The organism is Microcoleus sp. Pol1C5 (assembly GCF_036701115.1).
Lineage (GTDB): Bacteria > Cyanobacteriota > Cyanobacteriia > Cyanobacteriales > Microcoleaceae > Microcoleus.
The window spans coordinates 1-19,715 of sequence record NZ_JAUBQE010000027.1 but is presented as its reverse complement, the minus strand read 5'-3'; the positions used below and the strand labels follow the sequence as shown (position 1 = coordinate 19,715).

Here is a 19,715-nt window from a genome sequence, read left to right as displayed (position 1 = left end):
GCTCTTTTAAGGTCGCCAATAGCTCGGAGATAAAGAGAATTTGGTGTACTACCGGGTTTTGGGGGTTAGCGAACGTCAGCTTTAACAGGCTGACCCGTAGAAACTGCTTGTTCGATAATATCCGCAGCGCGAGTCACACCGCCTGCATGACTAATAGTATCTTGTAACCGGAGGGCATTCTGTTTGTAAGAATCCTCTGCTAACACGAGACGGATGGCATCGCGCAACCGAGGAACATTTAGGCGTACCAGAGGTACGACCTCACCTGCACCAGTTCTGGCGATACGACTTGCGATACCGGGCTGTTCGTTAGTAATAGGAATAGCCACAAGAGGGACGCCGCTGCTTAAAGCTGCCAAAGTCGTATTCATCCCAGCATGAGTAATAACTAGAGCTGCTTTTTCGATTAACTGTTGGTGAGGAGCGTAGGGAACCACTAAAGGTGAACCAGGTAAATCGAGAGCGAAATCTTGGATATTAGGGTTTCCTAGAGATATGACTATTTGTGCGTCATTCCCCAAACAAGCCTCGGCAATAGTTTGAAAAATTTCCCATTTGCGATTTTGCAAAGTTCCCAGAGAAGCATAAATCAAACGTTGACCCGTCAATTTTTCAAAAGGAAAAGAAATAGAGGAGAAAGATACAGGTTCTAAACCAGAGGGGTCTTTTAAAGGGCCAATGTAATGAAACCACTGGGGCAATTCTTTTCTAGGAAAATCAAACTCTGGGGGCAATTGGCAGATTTGCGCGAGGGGAGAGTAAAAATCCTGCACGCTAGAGTAAGGTGCTAAATTCCAAATATCTCGCTGACGGGCAACAAGAGACTCGATCGGTTGAGAAAGGCGATCTATGAAGAAATTACCCACAAGATTTCGCAGACGCGCCCACCATACAGGACGGTAACTCCAGTCAGTAAAGAAAGGGGGAACACCCGGTTCGCGGTCGATCAATAGAGCATTACAAATAGTAATAAAGGGAAGATTCAATAACTCGGCAACAGTGCTACCTGCAGGGGTCGTTTGATCTACCAGCAATGCTTCGACACCAGCAGCTTTAAGTGCTTCTGGAAGTTCTCGCAATAACATAGCGGTTTCTTGTTGTATCCAATTTGCGGTAAATTTAAACCCAGGAATTCCGCTCATTTCTCCTAACTGTTTGTATTTCCTTTCCAGACTTCCGAGTGGAAATTCTGTTTCACCAATAGCCTCAAAGTTTAAACCCGAGTTTATGACTTTGGAACGGATATCGGGAATGCTGAACAAAGTCACTTGATGATTCCGTCTTTGTAATTCTCGTCCCAGGACACACATGGGGTTAAGATGTCCGATGGCTGATGGGCAAATAATAGCGAAGTGGGTCATATTACTTAGTGGGATTTAGTAGTTGATGAAAAAGTTTGTTTAAGGTCTAAAGTCCCAGACGAGCAAAGAAATTATTAATTATCAATTATCCTCGTTGTTTTGGTTAAAAATTCTGGCATCATACCCTGTTTGATGACTTGGGTTTGGGCGCGGCGTTTTTCTCGCAGCGGTAATTTTGGTATCCATGTCAAAGAGGAGTTGGGCGCTCGCGCATTATTGGCATTTGCCTCTACCCTGTAGGCTTCTGATTGTGCCACCAGCGTAGATGTTGCCGATATTTACTCCCGTCAGCTTGGGTGAGTATCTTGGCTTGTCCGTGTCTTTCTATCTCGCCAATCATGCACAATAGACCCGATACCACAAAGTTTGCCGCAAATACTGCATTACTAATCGGTAGACGGGGATTTCTTAACGTGGGTAGTCCAGCTCACGGAGGGCGTAGAATACACAGCCTCCGCCGCTTGGTTCAAGACGGGACTGGACAAAGTTAGCCCGTTCCTTTGCGATCGCCCATAGAACCGGACGTTGCGGCTAAAGTATCCCCCCATTGGTTGCGTCACGCTCATGCGTCACATTCTCTTGACAAAGGCGCACCGCTCCATTTGGTACAAGCTACTCTAGGACATACTTCAATTTCGGCGACCAGTGTCTATCTTCACGTACACCCAATGGATAGTACCTGTCGGTTTATCATGACTAAAAACCGGATCGCACTCCTACTAAGAGCCGCGTGCGCTCCAATTTAATCAAGCGTTCGCCCTCTGTTGAATCTACGATGACGTTTATTTCTGGAAAAACAATGGAGAACACAGCTAGTTCAACTCGTTCTGGGATTACCCAACTGACAGCGATTAATACGGCAAAAGTCCTCACCATTTTATTATTGGTTGCCTATGCCTTAATTTTTGGCATCAAAGACCTGCGCCAAATCATCTATCTTTGTTTGCACATTAGTTATTGTCTGTGGTGGCTTGTTGAGCAATGGTTTTATCCCTTGCGGCGACAACAGATATTCAGCGAGCCGATAGGAGTTACTGGCTTCATCTTCAGTTTATTATTTGTCGGTGTTTTTTACTCTTTCCCAGGATATTTAGCCTTCACAAACCCGGAGCCTCTCTCTTGGGCAGCCGCTGCTGTCGCGCTGCCGCTCTTCTTTTTTGGCTCTCTAATCAATGCCACGGCTGACATTCAAAAACTGACGGCTAAGCAACATGGAGCGGGTTTAGTTAGTGATGGAATTTGGCGCTTTTCCCGTAATATTAACTACTTTGGTGATTTGCTGCGATACCTAAGTTTCAGTGTTGTGGCGGGTTCCATTTGGTCTTATTTACTACCAAGTTTAATTGCTCTACTTTACATACAGCGTATTTTCTCCAAAGAACAGTCAATGTCTCAAAAGTACCCAAACTATCAAGAGTATCAACAAGCCAGCACTCGTCTGATACCCTTTATTTGGTGATATCCAGCAATCTATGGCTCTACTTTAGGCATTCACAATGAGTCTCCATTATGAATGCCTTTGTCTGCTCGTATGTCCTGAAGGAAAGGTCTTTTCAAAGGTAGCGACATTTGACGCGAGATAGAGTTGAACAAGTAACTGATACTCCTGTTATGCTGGCACTCAAGACCGATGTGTCAGCAGTGAATTGATGAGCGGAATTATGGCCGTTTTCTATCAAGCAGGCGGCGTAGGAAAATCAACTCAAGGCGTTTTAAAGTCTTGAACTGCTGCTGCATACCGTTAAGCGGGTACAGGCCAGCCGATCGCCTCTTTGATTCGTCGGCCCTGCCTCGCAGGCCATCAGCGATGGCGCTAGTAACGATATGCCATAGTGATGGGAATAACATATATAGCCCCTACCTATTTACTATCCCCAAAACGCTCGCACCCAATATGCAACTGCCACTCCACTACTCTGGTAGATTCTGCTAACATACCATCCAGGGCGCGGGGACTGCTGTTAACAATCTTTTGAGCTTCTTCCACATTTTCTGCCTGAATCACCCAAAGCCCCGTTCCATCATGGGGAAAAAACGGGCCACAACACAGCAGTATTCCTTTCTCCTGTTGCTCGCGAAACCAAGCTAGCTGATTTGGGTCGTGTTCTGGGTGAGCGTTTTTGTAGGCGTAATACTCTGGAATGGTTGCTACAACAACGGCAAAAAGTTTAGACATAATGCTTTTCCACAACAGATAAAGTTCAAATCAAAAATAGCATAATGCTCCAAGAACTTTGGGTCGCACTCGCAGTCTTGGCATTTTTTGGTAAGTGATTGAAGCGGAGCCTATGCAATGCTTAATTCGGTCTTTTACTGATGCACAACTAGATAGCCCCGTGTTTTTTTGGAAGTTGAATCAATAGTATTCATCGCTTTCCAAAGATTTTCAGTAGAAGTCCATACAGGCGGATATTTATAACTAGCTACATCTTCAATCAGAAACCGATCGCTTGGCTCGTGATAGGCAGCAAGGGGAGAAATATGCCCGCTTTTACCCTGACCCAAAACAGAGCGTTGGTAGTTCACGATTATATAGTCGCCAGAACGGGCAAGGTTAGCTTTAGCTTGGGTACGAAATTGGTTAAGTGTTGTCTCCGACGCATAGTAGACCTCAACTTTTACGTTGTGACTTCTGAGCAAAGCCGCTAATTCATCAAGAGTCATCCCCGAAAAAGTGACGGCATAAGAAGAACGGATGCTCTGGGTTTGACCGTCAAAAAAGGTGTCTTGGGTGAGGGTGCGATATCCCTGTTTTTTGCTGCCGAGTGCATTCAGAACCATCACACTACTAGCCACACCACAATAGGCGGGACGCTTTTGAGTTTCAATGTGGGTGCTAAGCGGTTGAAAATCCTGTTTGCTCTTGCTCTGGCTCAATAGGTGTTGTCCTTCGGGTGATTCTAGGGAAACTAAAGTTCTGGGAAGTGGTAGTCGATTAACAGAAGGTGGCGAGAAGGCTTTCCAGGTAAAAACGCTTAAACCTGTGCCGAAAATTAGTAGAATACCCCCTCCAGCTTTTATTAGTCGCCCTCGCCATCGATGATTTCTCGACTTTTGATTTAAGTCCATATCTTCATCTCTCCCAAGAACAGTTGTGTGAAAAAAGTCTTAGTCAGAATTTTTCGTTGAATAATTAAACCTTACAATGTCTAAACCTTGCGATTGGGTTAGCAGATCGGGTAACTATCGCCTTTGCTTGGGACATCATTATAGCAAGTCTTTTCAGGGTTAAACTTTCATTATAATTAAGGAAAAATATCATTGTTATCAAGCGGTCTGAAAAACAGGGATTATGTAATACAATTGTGAAATCTATACCCTCGATCTCCATTGCATCATGCCGCCAATACCAACAGTCCCAGTCAAGTCAGGATACAAGCCACAATCTATCGATACCAGCATTGAGGCGGACGTGCTGATGTTTCAGCTATTGCGACAGTTAACGCCCCAACAAAAAGTACAGCGGACTTGCGCTTTCAATCAAGCGGTGCGAAGGCTGGCAATATCTGGAATAAAGAACCAGTATCCCAATGCTGCTGAGACAAAAGTTCGGCAAGAATTTATTAAAAGGTGCTTGGGTGTTGAGTGGATAGAAGTTTTATCAGACAGTAAAGATTGGGGCGAACTCGTGATTGCTGATCCGATTCTGTTAGCGCAAAAAATAGCCAGCATCTTGCTACCGCTGAATATTCCCTATGTTGTGGGAGGTTCGGTGGCGAGTTCGCTGTTGGGAGAGAACAGATCAACGCAAGATTTGGACTTAGTAATTGACCTGGAATCGCGAACAGCACAGAGGTTAATTGATGCCATGTCAGGCGAGTTTTACATAAGCGAGCCGGCTGTGACTGAAGCGATTGCCAATTCAAGAACAGCACCCCGCGAATCATCGTTCAATGTCATCTATTTGCCTTCGATGGAGAAAGCAGATATTTTTGTGATGGGCAGCGATGACCCTTTTTCGGCTTCCGTGATGAGCCGACGCCAACTTTTCCCTGTTAGCGGTTTAACAGAGGAGGGAATTTACATCTACTCACCCGAAGATATCGTCCTGCAAAAACTCAGTTGGTACAAACTAATTCCTGGCGGTTCCCAAAAGCAGTGGAGGGATGTGTTGGGAGTTTTGAAGGTGCAAAAGGAACGACTCGATCTCGCTTACTTAAACCAGTGGGCTGTTACACTCCAACTAACAGATTTACTTTCTGGAGCGCTGCTTCAATCGGGATATTAATAGTCGGCAATTTAGAATGAAACAAAACAAACAACAGCTTGCTATTGCTAAGAAAATCAAAAAATGGATTCAAGCCACCCAAGAAGTTGAAAAAGCTCGCTTTGCCATACCGATAACCAGGCTGACGAGTATCAAAAGTCTGTGCGTTGATGAACTCGTCGCCGAAAAGTTTGCGCTCTACATTGCTCGACTGGTGCAGCAGCAGATAAATCAGGCGAATTGTCCAGAACATTTTACGGAGGAAGAATGGGAACAGCAAAAACAATTAGTGGATGAAGCGATCTCACTGATGGACAGTTACCGAGAAAACCCTAGTTACGAAAGTCGGCAATCTTTGAGAAACTTATTGAGAGACATTGATGGGGTGCAAGGGGATGACTACCGTAATTTTAGGTGGACAACGGTGCGCTTTGTCCGCAGTGGAGATTTACTAAAGCTAGAGTATGCACTGCGCTGTTTTGTAGAGACAGATTTTCCCTATTGGGTTTACAAGTTAGCTAGAGAATATGTAGAAGGCTATGGATTGCAGTCTGGTTCGGGTATCGTGGCTGAATCTGTACCCCTGTTGTTAGAAGTCGCAGAATTTTGGTGTCAGTATTATTTCAATCAGAGTTTGAACGAGAAATTTCCCGATGGGGGCGTGAGCTGCGTTCGACCTAACCCGTGAGAATTTTCAGAGGAAGATTGAGGGTTTGTTAAGCCTGCAACCCCTAAGATTGTCAAAACCCGTGCCAATACTCAGCACCTAATTCTACAATTTCCGCCGTGACAGAGCGGGTGTGCCACTAACAATATAGGCGGGGAAACGCTTATTTCCCTATCTAGGACTTGGAAGTGCTACCCGTAGAGTTGATTAAAAATAAAACTCTTATTTTCTATAATTTTTCCTGACGTAAATAATTAAATAAATCTTAAATACTATAAAAGAAAATAAGTTCACAGCTAAACTATTTTAATATATTTAGGAGCGAGCTGTATGTTTCAGTATTTTGTAATGATTCCTTCCCTTTTTGAAGAAAAAGACGTAGAAAAAGAACAAATCAATTGGTCGAAGCAAGTTGCTAAGTACAATTTTAATTTGGGCTTACAAGTAGGGGATGACATTGAGCTGATTCTTCACGACGGTGACGAATGCTTTTCGTTTGCAAGTAAGGTTGTGAAGATATTAAAAGTTATAGAAAATGACAAAGAAAGACTTGATGATATTTTCAGAATTGAGGCTCATGTAGAGATTTTGGACAAAGAAGATTTTGTAAAAGTTCGAGAAATTATTAAGGGACTGAATTCATCGTCTCGTTCTGGTTTCCATCCAATGGGTTTTTCTAGCTAGTGAGGAGTAAGGTTAGGCGAGGAAATGCTTAGATACTGATGAATCTGTAGCAGTTTTAAGCCCTGGGTCAGGATATGCGGATTTGTTGAATAAAGTCAATGCTATCAGGTTACTGTGTATAATCGGATAGCAGCTCAATAGCCTTTTGGATTGGGGTAATTGGATTGTTATCTAAATCAACCTTGATTTGATTCGACATTTGCTTGAGTACCTCTGGTATTTCGGTTATTTGATTGTTAGCGAGGTAGAGGCGTGTCAGATCCGACAGTTGCCCGATTGCATCCGGGACTTTGGTTATTTGATTGTGACTGAGGTCAAGCTGTGTAAGATTGGACATTTGCCAGATTGCATCTGGGACTTTGGTTATTTGATTGTGACTGAGGTCAAGCCATATCAGATTGGATAGTTGCCCGATGGTTTCTGGGATGGAAGTAATCTGATTGTCATGGAGGTAGAGCACTGTCAGATTGGACAGTTGCCCGATGGTTTTTGGGATTTTGGTTATTTGATTGTGCCCGAGGTAGAGCAGTGTCAGATTGGACAGTTGCCTGATGTTTTCTGGGATGGAGGTAATCTGATTCAGACCGAGTTCAAGCAGTGTAAGATTGGACAGTTGCCCTATAGCCTCTGGGATGGAGGTTATCTCATTGCCATGGAGGTTAAGTATTTTTAAGTTGGTTAATTGAAGAACAGCATCAGGAAACTTAGTTAGCCGTTTTCCCCTTTCTTTCCCTTTTTCTTGGAATGGCATGAACTGGAATTCCATTAACACGAACGTCTCAAGCTGCGTACATTTGCCAATTTCCGAGGGCACTTCCTCCAAGTCCAACCCCGACAAATCCAGTTTCTTCCAATTTTCCTGGGCTGCCCGGTCAATTCGTCGCATTGCTTCGTTTCGCGTCATATTCTTTGTCTCGGTAGGATTCATTTCATTGTGATGACAATAATTTTTGTTTGGTAGCTGACGGGGTGACAACCCCATCAAAAGCTTTATAAAATCAAGGACATAGCCCTACCCGGTGAAAGAATGGGAGGTTATTACGCCTAATTTTCATCAAATGAGAAAAGAATTAAGGTAACGTAGATAAGCTGGAAAGCATATTGTAATAAAATTTAAGCTTTCAATCTCTACTATCCATGCTCTTATTAAGACCTAAAGGCAATCTAGCAGAAACTTAAAGACTAAATCACTGAGAATTTAATAAGTGTTGCCAATTCAGATTCATTAATACTATCTTGCTTTACAGAAGCCCAAAGTTTCAGAAATATAGCACTCGCTGTTTTCCAAAAAGTAAGCACTGTATATCAAACCAGCACTTATAAATATCTAAAATTATGATAGTCGTCTTGGGAGGCTTTTTTTACGCCTCACCGCTCATGCCTCCCACACTTCTTTGAACTCAGAACTCGATCGCTCCAAAATCGATCTGTGACCATCGCTCTAAATCTTGCCTTCAAACCTCTGATGCCAGAGGATATACCCCGACACGGTAATAACCAGAGTGATGCCTCCTCCTACCCAAGCCAGCATAGGATTGTAACCGCTACGGCTGAGGGTCTGCATCCATAGATGGGTGCGAGCGTCGGATATTAACCAATCTGCGACGACCGGAAAAAGATACATCAAAGATGCACCAACGATAAGCCAGCCCACCATAGAGGCGAGGAGAAACATAGTTTTGGCTGTAGATTGGCTACCCATGAGCAATTGCGGTAAAGAACTAACTTTGAGATTAGTTGAGGATTCTGGTTCTTGTGATTTGTCGGCAAGCGCGATCGCACGCTATGCGACAGCGAACAGAATATCGGTCGCCCTTTCTGGTCAAATAATTTCAGATTTTAGGTTCTTGACAGTTGAGATGTGACCAAATAGAAGAGTTGAGAGCATTGCTCAGCAAAAAGAGTTAAATAAGTTGAGGTTGGAAGTTATTGCTTCTTTGACGGGATGGGAATTTATTTTAGAGTCTCTATCTGTAGCAGGACTTAGAAAAGGTTGAGCATGAAGGCGAGAAGCCCAACGGCTTACAGAAGTCGGGCTTCTCAAGTGCGATCACATTTGGATCTCGACTTTTGGGTCAAGTGCGAGATCCCTTTTGGATCAAATGGGCTCTCGCACTTTCCTTCCTTTCCTAAATCAACCGGAAATTAGCCGATGTTATCGCATTCGCACTCACTCCAACCATCACGCCTAACTCCTCTCCTGTCAAGATATTCTTGATGAGAGTTCCCTGAGTATTTTGAGTTATTGCTAACTGACCAAAACTCAAACCTCCGCTTAATCCAATCAAGTCTTGACCGATGGTAAAATCAGCGATGATATCAAATCCAAGACCCGCTTTTAAGGCAAAGATATCATTGCCACTACCGCCTATCAAACTATCATTGCCCATGCCTCCATCAAGGAGATCGGAGCCTTTGCCACCTGTGAGAGTATCGTTATCTAGGCCTCCGAACAGAGTATCATTTCCGGCACACCCTCCCAGGATATCTGCTCCTTCATCACCGTTGATTAAGTCATTACCTTCACCGCCACAGATGGTATCATTTCCCTGCTGTCCAAACAGATTGTCATCACCTTGACTGCCAAGCAAAATGTCGTTACCTTTGCCTCCATATAAGGTGTCATTATCCTTGCCACCATCGATGAAGTCATCATCTTTGTTGCCATAAATGATGTCAATACCTTCGCGGCCATGTAACAAGTCATTGCCTTTGCCTCCGAAGATTAAATCGTTGCCCACTTCGCCAAGAACGATGTCGTTTCCTTCATCTCCATAGAGGATGTCGTCACCTTTGCCTCCAGTGATGAAGTCGTTGCCTTGGTTGCCATTAAAGATGTCGTTGCTGGCTTCACCATATAAGTTGTCATTCCCTGATTTGGCATCGAATATATTGCCGTTGTTAGTGCCGAGAAATTCCTCGTTTTGGGCAGTGCCTATTTGAATGGACGATACACCCTGTATGGTGTTTTCAACCCTATTCGGTTGGTTTAAGTTGGGATAAGCAATGTCATCGCAGATGCAATCATCGTTAGGGATGTTGTTGGTTGTTGGTGTTATCGATGGTGTTAGCGTCGGTGTCGGTGTTTCCCCAGGCGTTGGTAAGGGTGGTGCAGGCGTTGGTGCAGGCGTTGGTGCAGGCGTTGGTGCAGGCGTTGGTGCAGGGGTTGGTAAGGTTGGTGCGGGTGTTGGTGCGGGTGTTGGTGCGGGGGTTGGTGCGGGGGTTGGTGCAGGTGTTGATGCAGGTGTGGGTTGCGGTGTAGGTTGCAACGTCGGTTGAGGCGTTGGCTCAGGTGTGGGTTGCGGTGTGGGTTGCGGTGTGGGTTGCGGTGTAGGTTGCAACGTCGGCTGAGGAAGCGCGTTAACGCTCAAGTCGAACTGATCGCTAACGGTTGCTCCACTGGTATCAGTTGCCGTAACTGCGATAGCCTCCGGCTGGGCGAAGCCCATCGCTAACGGACTAACAGTGCCAACAGTGGGAGTACCGCTAATGATGCCCGTTACCGGATCAATATTCAAGCCAGTTGGAAGTCCGGCGGCTGAAAACACCAACACATCGCCATCGGGGTCACTAAAGTTAGGAGAGACATCGAGGGTAAATGGCTGACCCTGCTGAACATTCAACTGATCAGGAGTTTCGGTGATCCGTTCAGGAGCATCGTTAACGGACGTAACATTGATTGCCACTTCCGCATTCGCAACACTGCCTTTACTATCTTTAATCAGGTAAAAGAAGCTATCTTCACCAAAATAATTAACAGCAGGAGTATAGGTAATTGATTTTCCATCCTCGCTCACTTCTAACGTCCCACCTTGGCTTGTTTCTGGCAGAATGGCTGTAATTTGTCCCCCATCGTCAATCGCTAAACTGCCAACCATTGTTACTGTTAGGGAGTCACCACTATCAGTCTCTGTGTCATTTTCCAGCAGATTAATTGTGATTGGAGTATCTTCCAAGGTTGTGATATTAGCATCAGCTTCAGCCGTTGGATTATTATTGATTAGATCGAGTTGGAAAGTTGGATCTTGAGCGGTTGAAGCTTGAATTTGAGTATTAAGAGCTTCATCCGTATGAGCCGCGATCGCTTGTTCAATGGATAACGTTCCTGCTCCCACTTTTTGTAAATCGGTGGCTGTTTTTCCTTGAAGAACCTGCTGAACTTTCGCAATTTCTGTTGCTTTTTGAACCAAGTTCAGAGGTGAGTCGGAAACTAATTGCTCAATGCGGATATTTCCAGCAACAATAATATTCGCAACACCCGCCGCCGTATTTGCCGAAATATTAGGATTAATCACCTGAATGAGTGCTTGAATTGGGGTTGGATCACTCAAATTTAGCGTTACATGCGGTTGGTTAATCTGTTTCGTGAGTTCTTCTAAAATGCGATTGGTCGCTTCACCGCTAGAACTACTGAGAAACTGGCTTAATTGCACCAACGTATTATAAATTTGCGCTTGTTTGCTGAAGACAATTAAACCGTCTGGATTCCCTTCTGCAATTGCTTTGAGCGGGTCAAAGTTATAGAGATCAACATTAGGAAGCCCTAAAGCCGTTTTAACTTGGGTTTGTGCAGCTTCGGGATCAACAGGTTCAGCTAATAATCGAACTAAAGTTTCAAACGGATTCGTCACAAGCTGCGAGTAACCTGTTGCTAATTCGACTGATTCAAAAGCTTCAACTTCGAGGGTTTCTCCTTCATTCGGATCGAGGCGACCATTGCCATTTGCATCAAATTGAGCAACGGGAATTTCTAACTCATTCGTCCCATCACTGGCTTGATAAGCGAAGAGTTCGTTTGCATCTTGAACTTTATTATAATTCGCATCAAAGAAAACCCAAGGTTTGACGATTTGCTGACGAGCAGTAGCTTCATCCAAAGCCGTATTGGCGAGAATGCTATCAACGCTTTGATTCTTCCCGATAATTTCTGCAACTGTTGCGGTTAAAATATCGGCATCCAGAGTTAAATTTGGGTCTTGTTGAGTTAAACCAGAAATAGCATTTTCTAGCAACGTTTTAACAACCGTTTCATCACTTAAGTTGGGTGTTTCTCCGTTCTGAATTAAAGTGGCAACGGTTTGGAATACAGCTTTAGCAATTCCGGCGGTTGCAACGGGAGAAGAGACTTCTCCACTATCTAATTGTTCATTACCATCCAGATCGAGAAAACGAATTCCACCATTAGCCGGATCGCTAATGACTTCAGGTTCTTCGGTAGCAAACTGATCGTTACCGTTGCGATCCAGATACAGTAAACCCGCTTGATTTTTAACCTCGGCTGAATCAATTTGTAAGCCGATAAACGGTGCTTCGGAAAGGCTTCGGGTTGCTGCCATAATCAGATTCTGAAGTTTTACCTGTAACCCCAGAACTTTAATGTCTACATCCGTCGGAATATCCGTTAATAAATCTAACGCGGACGGCAGACTAAACGCATTTTTAACTTGAGTTGTAGCTCCGTCAAAATCAGGGGTTAAACCTTGGGAAGCGAGCAACGTTAGGGGTGAAGCAATGGTTGCTTTGGGGGTGGTTGTAAGAGGAACAATTTGGGGGAGGAAGGTCGAGGTATCAACTCCATTAATCACAATCATTCGACCTTCATCGGCATCAATATTTCCATTGCCATTCGTATCAAAATGATTGAAAATATTGAGATCGTAGCTACCATCAGGACTGGTAATTGTACTGGGTTCGCTAAAGGGTTCGCTGAAAACTTCGAGCAGTTGAACGATTTCTCCGGTATCGAGATCGGGTGCGGAATAAGTATCGTGAATTCCGTTATTATTGAGATCCTCAAAATCGCGAATTCCGTTACTATTGAGATCAGCAAAATCTTGAATGCCGTTAAAATTAGCATCTAAGAAAACCTTGCCTCCCGAAATATAACCATCCTGTACTTTTCCGATACTGCTGTTCCCGATTTTGAATTTTGCTAAGTTAAAGGTGGCAAAATGCTTATCATAAACGGTTTCACCAAATAGCGTAACTTCTGCACCAAGAAAGGCGTTAACTTCTCCGATTAAACTTAACAAATCATCAAAACGAGGAACAATTTCAGAGATCGCATGAATGCGACCATCATCGGTTTTATTGGCTTCACCTTTATCAACTAAATCGAGGTTAAATAACCCTTCAACTCCGCCTTTGAGATAACCAGAAGCGACGACAATATCGATACCTGCGCCTGCTGCAACGGTGGCAGTGAGCTTAATTTCTGCCACATCTGCACCCGTACCATCCGGCTTTTCGCGATCGCTAATATAGAACCCATCAAGGATGCGATACGCTTGATTAGCGGCAAAATCTTTCGCTTTCCACTGCCGCAAACCGAAGGTATCCATACCAATAGCAAAGTCGGCGGAAGCACCAAATTTACCTTCCAGTAAACCCCGAATTGGGCCATAAATGGGGAAGGTTTGTCGCACCCCGACATTAAAGGCAACTTCAGGAACATCAAAGGTAAATAAAGGGACATCTTGACCTAACAATAAACCGATCGCTTTTTTCGGATCTTTGAGTAGGGGAATATCAAAAAGAGAGGCGGTATTCCCATCACCATAAGTGAAATTTTTCGTAAATTCAGTAGTTGCTTTTTGACTAGAACTACTGGGATTTTGGATAATTTTATCCAGTTCGGTTTTAACATCGTTGGCTTGTTGCTCAATCTCGCTTAAATTAAGCTTGCTAAAATCACCAAATTGCGATGAGGGTAGGCGATCTGCAAAATCTGTTAGGAATTGAATCGCTTGTTTTTTCGCACTATCCGGGGTGGTTTGGAGAAGGTTATTGAGTTCAGTTTCGAGCAGATTAACGTTTTGCTGAAGCGCGAGAACAGATTCAAGACTGGGTAAGGACAGATCGGCGGTTAATCCTTTCAAATATTCTGCCGCTTGCTTTTTAGCACTATCCGTTGCCGTCTGGAAGATTTGCTCAAAATCTGCTCTCAAGCTTGTTGTATTTTGGGCGATCGTATCAACTTCACTCTCACTCAGTTTGCTTAAATCCTGCCATTTAGGCAATTTAAAATTACCGAGGGGAATGAGAATGGTTTCACCCGCCGGCAAACTATTAACTTGCTTGACGAAGTTATCAACCTTGATGAATGTATCTAAAAACTGATACACTTTTGGCGGAAGTTCGTTCCCTAAAACCTTTAAAATAACATCCGCTAATTCTAAGGTTGAAACCTGATCATCTCCCCCATTGGGAATCGGCCATTTCTTATCAAAGACTTCCTCTAATCCTAATTTAGATAGTAATTTAGTATCTTGAATTAGAACATCAACGAGAGGCCGAAACGGTTGCAAAACTTTATCAACTTGTTCTAAAATCGGTTTGGCAAAGTTGCTCACAAAGCTGCCAATATCGATCGCAACATTTTGAAAATCAATTTGCGGGGTTTGGGGGCCAGTGACTTTAAAACCGTCTACTTTGAGGATATCAAATTGTCCCGCTACCTCGAAATTAAAGGAAGGAATGGCAGAACTTCCGAGAATAGTCGTTTTAGCATTTAATCCGACTTGAGCGCCTGCTTCAATATCGAGGTCAAACAGATTTTCAAGGGTAACTTGATTGTTTTGACGAAGTTGATTAAATCCTTTTAATTCGGTTAACGTGAGTCGGTTTCCATCCCCAGAATCTGCAATTAAACCTCCTTCTGCATTTAGATCAATATCTTTCAATGCAAATTTAGCGTCTAGTGAGGCTTGAGTTTTTTTAGTTCCCCCATTCACTTTATCTTCAGCGCCATTTGCAACATTTAATTCAAGGAAACCCAAGGTCGCCTTCGCATTAAAGTTATCGTTTAAACCCACCAACGCATCGGCTGAAAGTTTGGTTCCTGCGGTGTCAACATAGAAGCCAAAATCTTGATGATAGCCAAACTTTAAGTCTAAATCGTATTCAAAACTTGCTTCCGCTTGACCCTCGACTTCTAAACCCAAACCCGGTAAACCAAAATCTTTCGATAAATTGGCTGCGGTAGCGTAACGTTTCCCCAAATCAATACTAAACGAAACGTCTTCTGGGAGAGCCGATGAAATCACGTTTACATCGGGAAAAATGGTCTTTAATTGGTCGGTGAGTAACGTTTTTAACTTGTCTTGTGTGAGGTTAGCGGTACTTTTAACCGCATTGACAATATTATTTTTGATGGTGTCAATAAATGCGGGTTCAGAACCACTCAGAGAACCAATTATTGGAACGCTGGTATCTTTAAACATTTGCCGCAAACTTTCGGCAATGCGTTCAAGAAGTAACCCTAATCCGTCGGCAATTTCCGCAGAATTATAAGTCGGTTCAGTAATCGCAACGGTGACATTAGGAAGGAGTTTCCCATCAATTTCTAAGCCAGTATTATAGGAAGAAGTTGGATCGGTGCTGCTGGTACTGTGGGTAATCAGTTGTTCAAGGGTTCCGGGTTGATTATCATTTAAACCGACAACGGTAATCGTTTTAGATTGATTCCAGTTGGTGGAGTCAAATGTAATTTCGGTAATGGGATTTTGGTTCGCGTCGAGGAGTTGTAAATTGGCAGCATTATAATTCAGTGTAATGGTAACAATTTCACCGACGGCTGGGGAACTGGTGAGGGAAATTTGATAAGTGTCGGCTTTATTAATAGTCGGTGGAGTGGCATTTTGTTCAACCACTTGAGTCCCATTTCCAGTTTCTAAAACTCGCACCCCTGGCACATCATCATCGGTGATCAGAACGTTAACTGGTGTGGCTGTTCCGATGTTATATCCTGCACCTGTTTCTAATTGAACGGTGACGCTTTCTCCGCCTATTTCGGTGATTAAATCTTGAATTGGGGTAATATTTAGATTAGCTCCGGTTTGTCCGGGTGCAATATAAACTGACCCTGTTTTTGAAGCTGTATTTAAACCAACGGCTTTATAATCTCCCCCTGGCGTTGCCACCCCTAAAATCGTGTAATTAACGGTTAATCCTTCGCTGGGTGCGGGATGATCTAAGGTTAGCTGGAAAATACCAGGAACGATGCTTTGTTCACTTCCATTTCCAGCCGATTTAACGCTAACGGTTGGACTATCATTATCTGCGATCGCAGCGTTTATTTCCCCTTTTAAACCTGCATAAAGCGGATCGATACTATTGGCAATATAGCTAATTTTGCTTTGATGTTTGCCTTCTACAACATCATCATCAACAGCTTTAACGGTGACAGTTTGCGGGGTACTGGCAGTTTCTGGGGTGAAATTTAAGGCGAGCGGTTGTCCGAGTCCGTTACCAAGATCCGTTTGTGAATCTGGGGTCACGTTAACAACAATATCATTAATTGGAAAACCCGTTAAGACCACTTCAAAGCTATCGGTTGCACCTGCTTCGCTAATTTCTGTGCTTCCATTGGACTGAGAAATTAAAACGTTTTCGGTTTCGTCGTCAATATTTATGACGGGAATACCTGCTAGGCTAAGTGTACTATAATTAACATCATCGCTGCTAATTGTGGTTTGAATCGAATAGCTTTGCTCGCCATCTCTTTCACTATCATCAACGCCTTTCACTTTAACCGTTTGAAGTGGATTCCAATTACTACTATCAAAGGTAATTGATGGGGTTGGAAGTTGTCCTTCTGTGGTGTCAGAACTGGTAAAATTGAAGGTAACAGGTTGTTCGGGTTGACTATTCAGTTGGACGGTAAAACCAGCTTCTCCTCCCTGTTCATGGGTAGAACCGTTAATCGGAGAAACGGTAATTCCCACCGTATCATTATCCGTTAGATTTAAGGTTGCAGGGGTCGTGTCAATCGTATAAATGGCACCCTCGGGTTTAACATCTTTGAGGGTAATTGTAACGGTTTCATCGTTTTCATCAATCAGATCTTCTAAGGTTTCTACAGGTAAAGCGGCGCTCGTTTTTCCGGCGGGAATGGTAATCGGAGACGTTAAGATCTCAGAATAATCGGCTCCGTTATTTGCAGTTCCGCTAATTTCATAGGAAACTTCTAATTCTAAAGCTTGTCCATCGCTTTTTAACGGGGAATTTTTTAACGGTTCGCCTGTTTCTGGATCGGCTAAAAAGATGCTAAAACTGCCCGAAGTTGGTCCTTGTTCTGACGGGTTGCCAATTTTTCCGAGTTTAACAATGGGTAGTTTTTCGTTATCGGTGATTGATAAAGTTGCTTCGGTTGCATCATCTTTAACCGCATATTTTTCTAAATCCGAGGGTTCAATCAGCGTAAATTTTAGCGTTTCTTCCCCTTCTATCAAACTATCATCAACGGGTTTAAGATTAACTGACGCTGTAGTGGCTCCCGCCGGAATAATCAGAGAACCTGAAGGAATTACATTACCATTTAATGTGGCAGTGTAGTCATCTTTGCTAGCCGTTCCTGCAACTGTATATTGAATTTCCAACCCTCCATCCGGAGCAGGTTGGGTTAAGTTAATATTAAAGGTTCCAGAAACTTCAGCCGCTTCTTTTGGAGTGGTTCCGGCGGTGATACTAACTTCTGGTTCGTTGTCATTCAGGGTTAGTGTGGCACTATTAGCAGCGCCAATGGTATAAAAATTTGGGCTTCCTGCTGCTAGGGTTAAAAGAATCGTTTCATTCGGATCAAAGCCGATATCGTCTTTTACGGTGACAGGAATTTCAGCAACTGTTTGACCCGCCGGAATAACAATGGTTTGGGGAATCGTATAATCTGTGTCTTTGGTTGCCGTTCCAGCAATATTATAATTAACGGTAATATCGTTAAAAAACGCTCGATCAAGTGTTAGTTGGAATGCTCCGTTTGTATTGAATTCAGCAGGGTTAGTTAAATTAGAAACTGATAATGTCGGAAGGGTGAGATTACCAATATTTCCGTATCCATTATTACTACCTGATGAAGCAAAATTCCCACTATAATTCACATTCACCGTATTAACAACAGCACCCGTTCTGGCAAAAATTGCCCCCCCTTGACCTTGACCGTTATTCGCTCCCGTACCTCCCTCAGCACGGTTATTATTAAACGTTGCATTAATTAAGCTTAACGATGCACCCTCGTTGGCGAAAATGGCTCCGCCTAAACCAGCACCGCCGCCACCTTGAGCGCCGTCTTGAAATTCTCCCCCATCACCCCCGCCATTGCCTCCAAATTCTCCAGCTTGACCTCCGGCTCCTCTGTAACCATGTCTGTCAGCATCACCACCAAACCCATCTCCATCATCCCGTCCACCACCACCGCCACCACCACCGCCACCGCCAAATCCTCCTTGACCTCCGTTACCACCATTTCGACCCGCATCTTGGTCGAACACAGGATCTGCACCGTCTCCACCCCCACCACCAGCACCTCCGCCACCTGTGCCAAAACTACCCGCTCCCCCAAATTGCTTGGCTTGAGCGTCGCCACGGTTTTCCCCCCCGTGTGTATCACCACCCTGACCGCCAGCACCAGGAGTTTCCAACCCATTATTTAGCTTTCCGCCACTGCCTCCTGGTTGTCCTGCGTTGTCAGAGCCACCACCAGCACCAGCGCCGTTAGGAGAGTTTCCGCCTCTGGCTTGGTTATTATTAAAGGTGACACTCTCAACGGTGACGTTCCCACCACTGACAAACAAAGCACCACCCGCACCTAAACCACCGCCACCGCCACCAGCACCATCTCCTCCCTTGACTAAACCATTTTGAAGGGTAAGGTTAGAGAGAACCACTTTTCCACTGACAATATTAAAGAGTTGAGTGTTATTCCCGCCATCAATAGTACGACCGTTTCCAATAATAGATAAAGGTTCACCATCCTGAAGATCGATGGCAAAGGATTCAGTAAATCCGCTAATATTACCTGTTAAAGTAATTTGATCGGCTTCAAAGTTATTCTTCGCTTGATTATCGGCTTCTAGGGCATTTCTTAATCCATCGGGGGTGCTAACTGAAAAGTTCGCGAGTACGCCTTCGTAAGCTTCCATTGCTGCGAGTTGAAAAGCGAGAGGCGCGTCAATTAACCCGGTTGCATATTCTAATAGCCAGTCTCCACCGAGGTTCGCATTTCCGGTCTGGTCATCGGAGGCGGCAATATGGGCGCCTGTGATCTGGCTTAACTGTTGTACAAAGGCTTTTCCGCTGTCAGAGGCGGCGACATTACAGCCTAAAAGTAGAATATTTCCATCGGGGTTCAGTGCTTGCCCCCACTGGCTCAACTGCTGAGTATAAGTGTTTAAGGTTTCTGAGGTTAATGTTGTTGCGCCGAGTTGTAGCTGTCCGTCTGCACCGTGAGAAACGATTTGAATGCTGTCAATATTTTTTCGTTCTGAGAGCGCTTGGGTAATTTGTTCAATTCCATCCTGGGTTGTATCGAGGGTAATCACTTCGGTATTAGAAGCAAGACCCGTGAGCAGATGATTAATATCGGTAACGTTAGAATCAATGAAGACTAAGGTACTGGAATGGGTTGATCCGGTGAAATTCATGGCTGGCTATTCCCTGGATTAAGGATTATTCAAGAAAATCTATGTCGGCGGATAGATGAGTTATACAATAATACTAGATATAAGTGAGAACGGCATCTCTCAATTTCTTTTAATATTTATTCATAAAACCCACATTCCGCACCCTCAACTGGCACACACACAGTTGGGGTGGGAAGGAAGAGTCGATCAGTCGGTGAGATTTGAGTAGAAATACTCCGAAAGCCATGTCACGATCGCGATTCGTGGTCAATTTTGAAAAATACAGCCGACGGAAGTGCTTCCAGAAAGATCGTTGGAGATTATAGTCATTTCAAATAAAAAAGAGACACTATTGAGCGCAGTAGGCACAGATGAGTTCATCTAAAGATGTGCCAGGA

12 protein-coding genes are annotated in these 19,715 nt (G+C 44.0%); 5 read left to right on the top strand and 7 right to left on the bottom strand.

Annotated features, from left to right (window positions below; all coding sequences use genetic code 11):
• Positions 1–65 precede the first annotated feature (65 nt).
• Positions 66–1,268: a nucleotide disphospho-sugar-binding domain-containing protein gene (locus QUA23_RS16170; protein WP_333076923.1), complete on the bottom strand. Its 1,203-nt coding sequence runs from the start codon at positions 1,266–1,268 to the stop codon at positions 66–68.
• A 167-nt stretch (positions 1,269–1,435) separates the two neighbouring features.
• Positions 1,436–1,618: a hypothetical protein gene (locus QUA23_RS16165; protein WP_333076921.1), complete on the bottom strand. Its 183-nt coding sequence runs from the start codon at positions 1,616–1,618 to the stop codon at positions 1,436–1,438.
• A gap of 243 nt (positions 1,619–1,861) precedes the next feature.
• Between QUA23_RS16165 and QUA23_RS16160 the strand changes: the two genes are divergently transcribed.
• The gene (locus QUA23_RS16160; protein WP_333076919.1) at positions 1,862–2,107 is read left to right on the top strand and encodes a tyrosine-type recombinase/integrase; all 246 of its coding nucleotides are present in this window, start codon (positions 1,862–1,864) and stop codon (positions 2,105–2,107) included.
• 53 nt (positions 2,108–2,160) lie between these two features.
• Positions 2,161–2,820 carry a DUF1295 domain-containing protein gene (locus QUA23_RS16155; protein ID WP_333076916.1) on the top strand — a complete coding sequence of 220 codons (660 nt, stop codon included), beginning with the start codon at positions 2,161–2,163 and terminating at the stop codon, positions 2,818–2,820.
• 402 nt (positions 2,821–3,222) lie between these two features.
• Here the strand turns inward: QUA23_RS16155 and QUA23_RS16150 are convergent, their stop codons facing one another.
• The gene (locus QUA23_RS16150; protein WP_333076914.1) at positions 3,223–3,537 is read right to left on the bottom strand and encodes a YciI family protein; all 315 of its coding nucleotides are present in this window, start codon (positions 3,535–3,537) and stop codon (positions 3,223–3,225) included.
• Between the two features lie 134 nt (positions 3,538–3,671).
• Entirely contained in the window at positions 3,672–4,430 is a 759-nt protein-coding gene (locus QUA23_RS16145) for a phytochelatin synthase family protein (RefSeq protein WP_333076913.1), read from the bottom strand.
• A gap of 268 nt (positions 4,431–4,698) precedes the next feature.
• Here QUA23_RS16145 and QUA23_RS16140 point away from each other — a divergent pair, with 268 nt between their 5' ends.
• The 3 genes from QUA23_RS16140 to QUA23_RS16130 all read left to right on the top strand — a co-directional run bounded on the left by QUA23_RS16140 (position 4,699) and on the right by QUA23_RS16130 (position 6,919).
• Entirely contained in the window at positions 4,699–5,589 is an 891-nt protein-coding gene (locus QUA23_RS16140) for a hypothetical protein (protein WP_333076912.1), read from the top strand.
• A 16-nt stretch (positions 5,590–5,605) separates the two neighbouring features.
• The gene (locus QUA23_RS16135; RefSeq protein WP_333076910.1) at positions 5,606–6,256 is read left to right on the top strand and encodes a hypothetical protein; all 651 of its coding nucleotides are present in this window, start codon (positions 5,606–5,608) and stop codon (positions 6,254–6,256) included.
• Between the two features lie 309 nt (positions 6,257–6,565).
• Positions 6,566–6,919 (top strand): hypothetical protein, encoded by a 354-nt coding sequence (locus QUA23_RS16130; protein WP_333076909.1) that lies wholly within the window; start codon positions 6,566–6,568, stop codon positions 6,917–6,919.
• A 109-nt stretch (positions 6,920–7,028) separates the two neighbouring features.
• Here QUA23_RS16130 and QUA23_RS16125 read toward each other — a convergent pair whose 3' ends face one another.
• From QUA23_RS16125 to QUA23_RS16115, 3 genes are all read right to left on the bottom strand, one after another.
• Positions 7,029–7,823, bottom strand: coding sequence for a leucine-rich repeat domain-containing protein (locus QUA23_RS16125; protein ID WP_333076908.1), 795 nt, complete (start codon positions 7,821–7,823; stop codon positions 7,029–7,031).
• Between the two features lie 537 nt (positions 7,824–8,360).
• On the bottom strand, positions 8,361–8,621 hold the full coding sequence (locus QUA23_RS16120; RefSeq protein ID WP_333076907.1) for a hypothetical protein: 261 nt from the start codon (positions 8,619–8,621) through the stop codon (positions 8,361–8,363).
• Between the two features lie 427 nt (positions 8,622–9,048).
• A complete protein-coding gene (locus tag QUA23_RS16115) occupies positions 9,049–19,338 on the bottom strand; it encodes a DUF4347 domain-containing protein (protein ID WP_333076906.1) in 10,290 nt (3,429 codons plus the stop codon).
• Between the last annotated feature and the right edge of the window lie 377 nt (positions 19,339–19,715).

What these genes read in the sequence shown, in the direction of transcription:
- QUA23_RS16155 (WP_333076916.1), top strand. Translation starts at nt 2,161, where the DNA reads ATGGAGAACACAGCTAGTTCAACTCGTTCTGGGATTACCCAACTGACA.
- QUA23_RS16150 (WP_333076914.1), bottom strand. Translation starts at nt 3,537, where the DNA reads ATGTCTAAACTTTTTGCCGTTGTTGTAGCAACCATTCCAGAGTATTAC.
- QUA23_RS16145 (WP_333076913.1), bottom strand. Translation starts at nt 4,430, where the DNA reads ATGGACTTAAATCAAAAGTCGAGAAATCATCGATGGCGAGGGCGACTA.
- QUA23_RS16140 (WP_333076912.1), top strand. Translation starts at nt 4,699, where the DNA reads ATGCCGCCAATACCAACAGTCCCAGTCAAGTCAGGATACAAGCCACAA.
- QUA23_RS16135 (WP_333076910.1), top strand. Translation starts at nt 5,606, where the DNA reads ATGAAACAAAACAAACAACAGCTTGCTATTGCTAAGAAAATCAAAAAA.
- QUA23_RS16130 (WP_333076909.1), top strand. Translation starts at nt 6,566, where the DNA reads ATGTTTCAGTATTTTGTAATGATTCCTTCCCTTTTTGAAGAAAAAGAC.
- QUA23_RS16125 (WP_333076908.1), bottom strand. Translation starts at nt 7,823, where the DNA reads ATGACGCGAAACGAAGCAATGCGACGAATTGACCGGGCAGCCCAGGAA.
- QUA23_RS16120 (WP_333076907.1), bottom strand. Translation starts at nt 8,621, where the DNA reads ATGGGTAGCCAATCTACAGCCAAAACTATGTTTCTCCTCGCCTCTATG.
- QUA23_RS16115 (WP_333076906.1), bottom strand. Translation starts at nt 19,338, where the DNA reads ATGAATTTCACCGGATCAACCCATTCCAGTACCTTAGTCTTCATTGAT.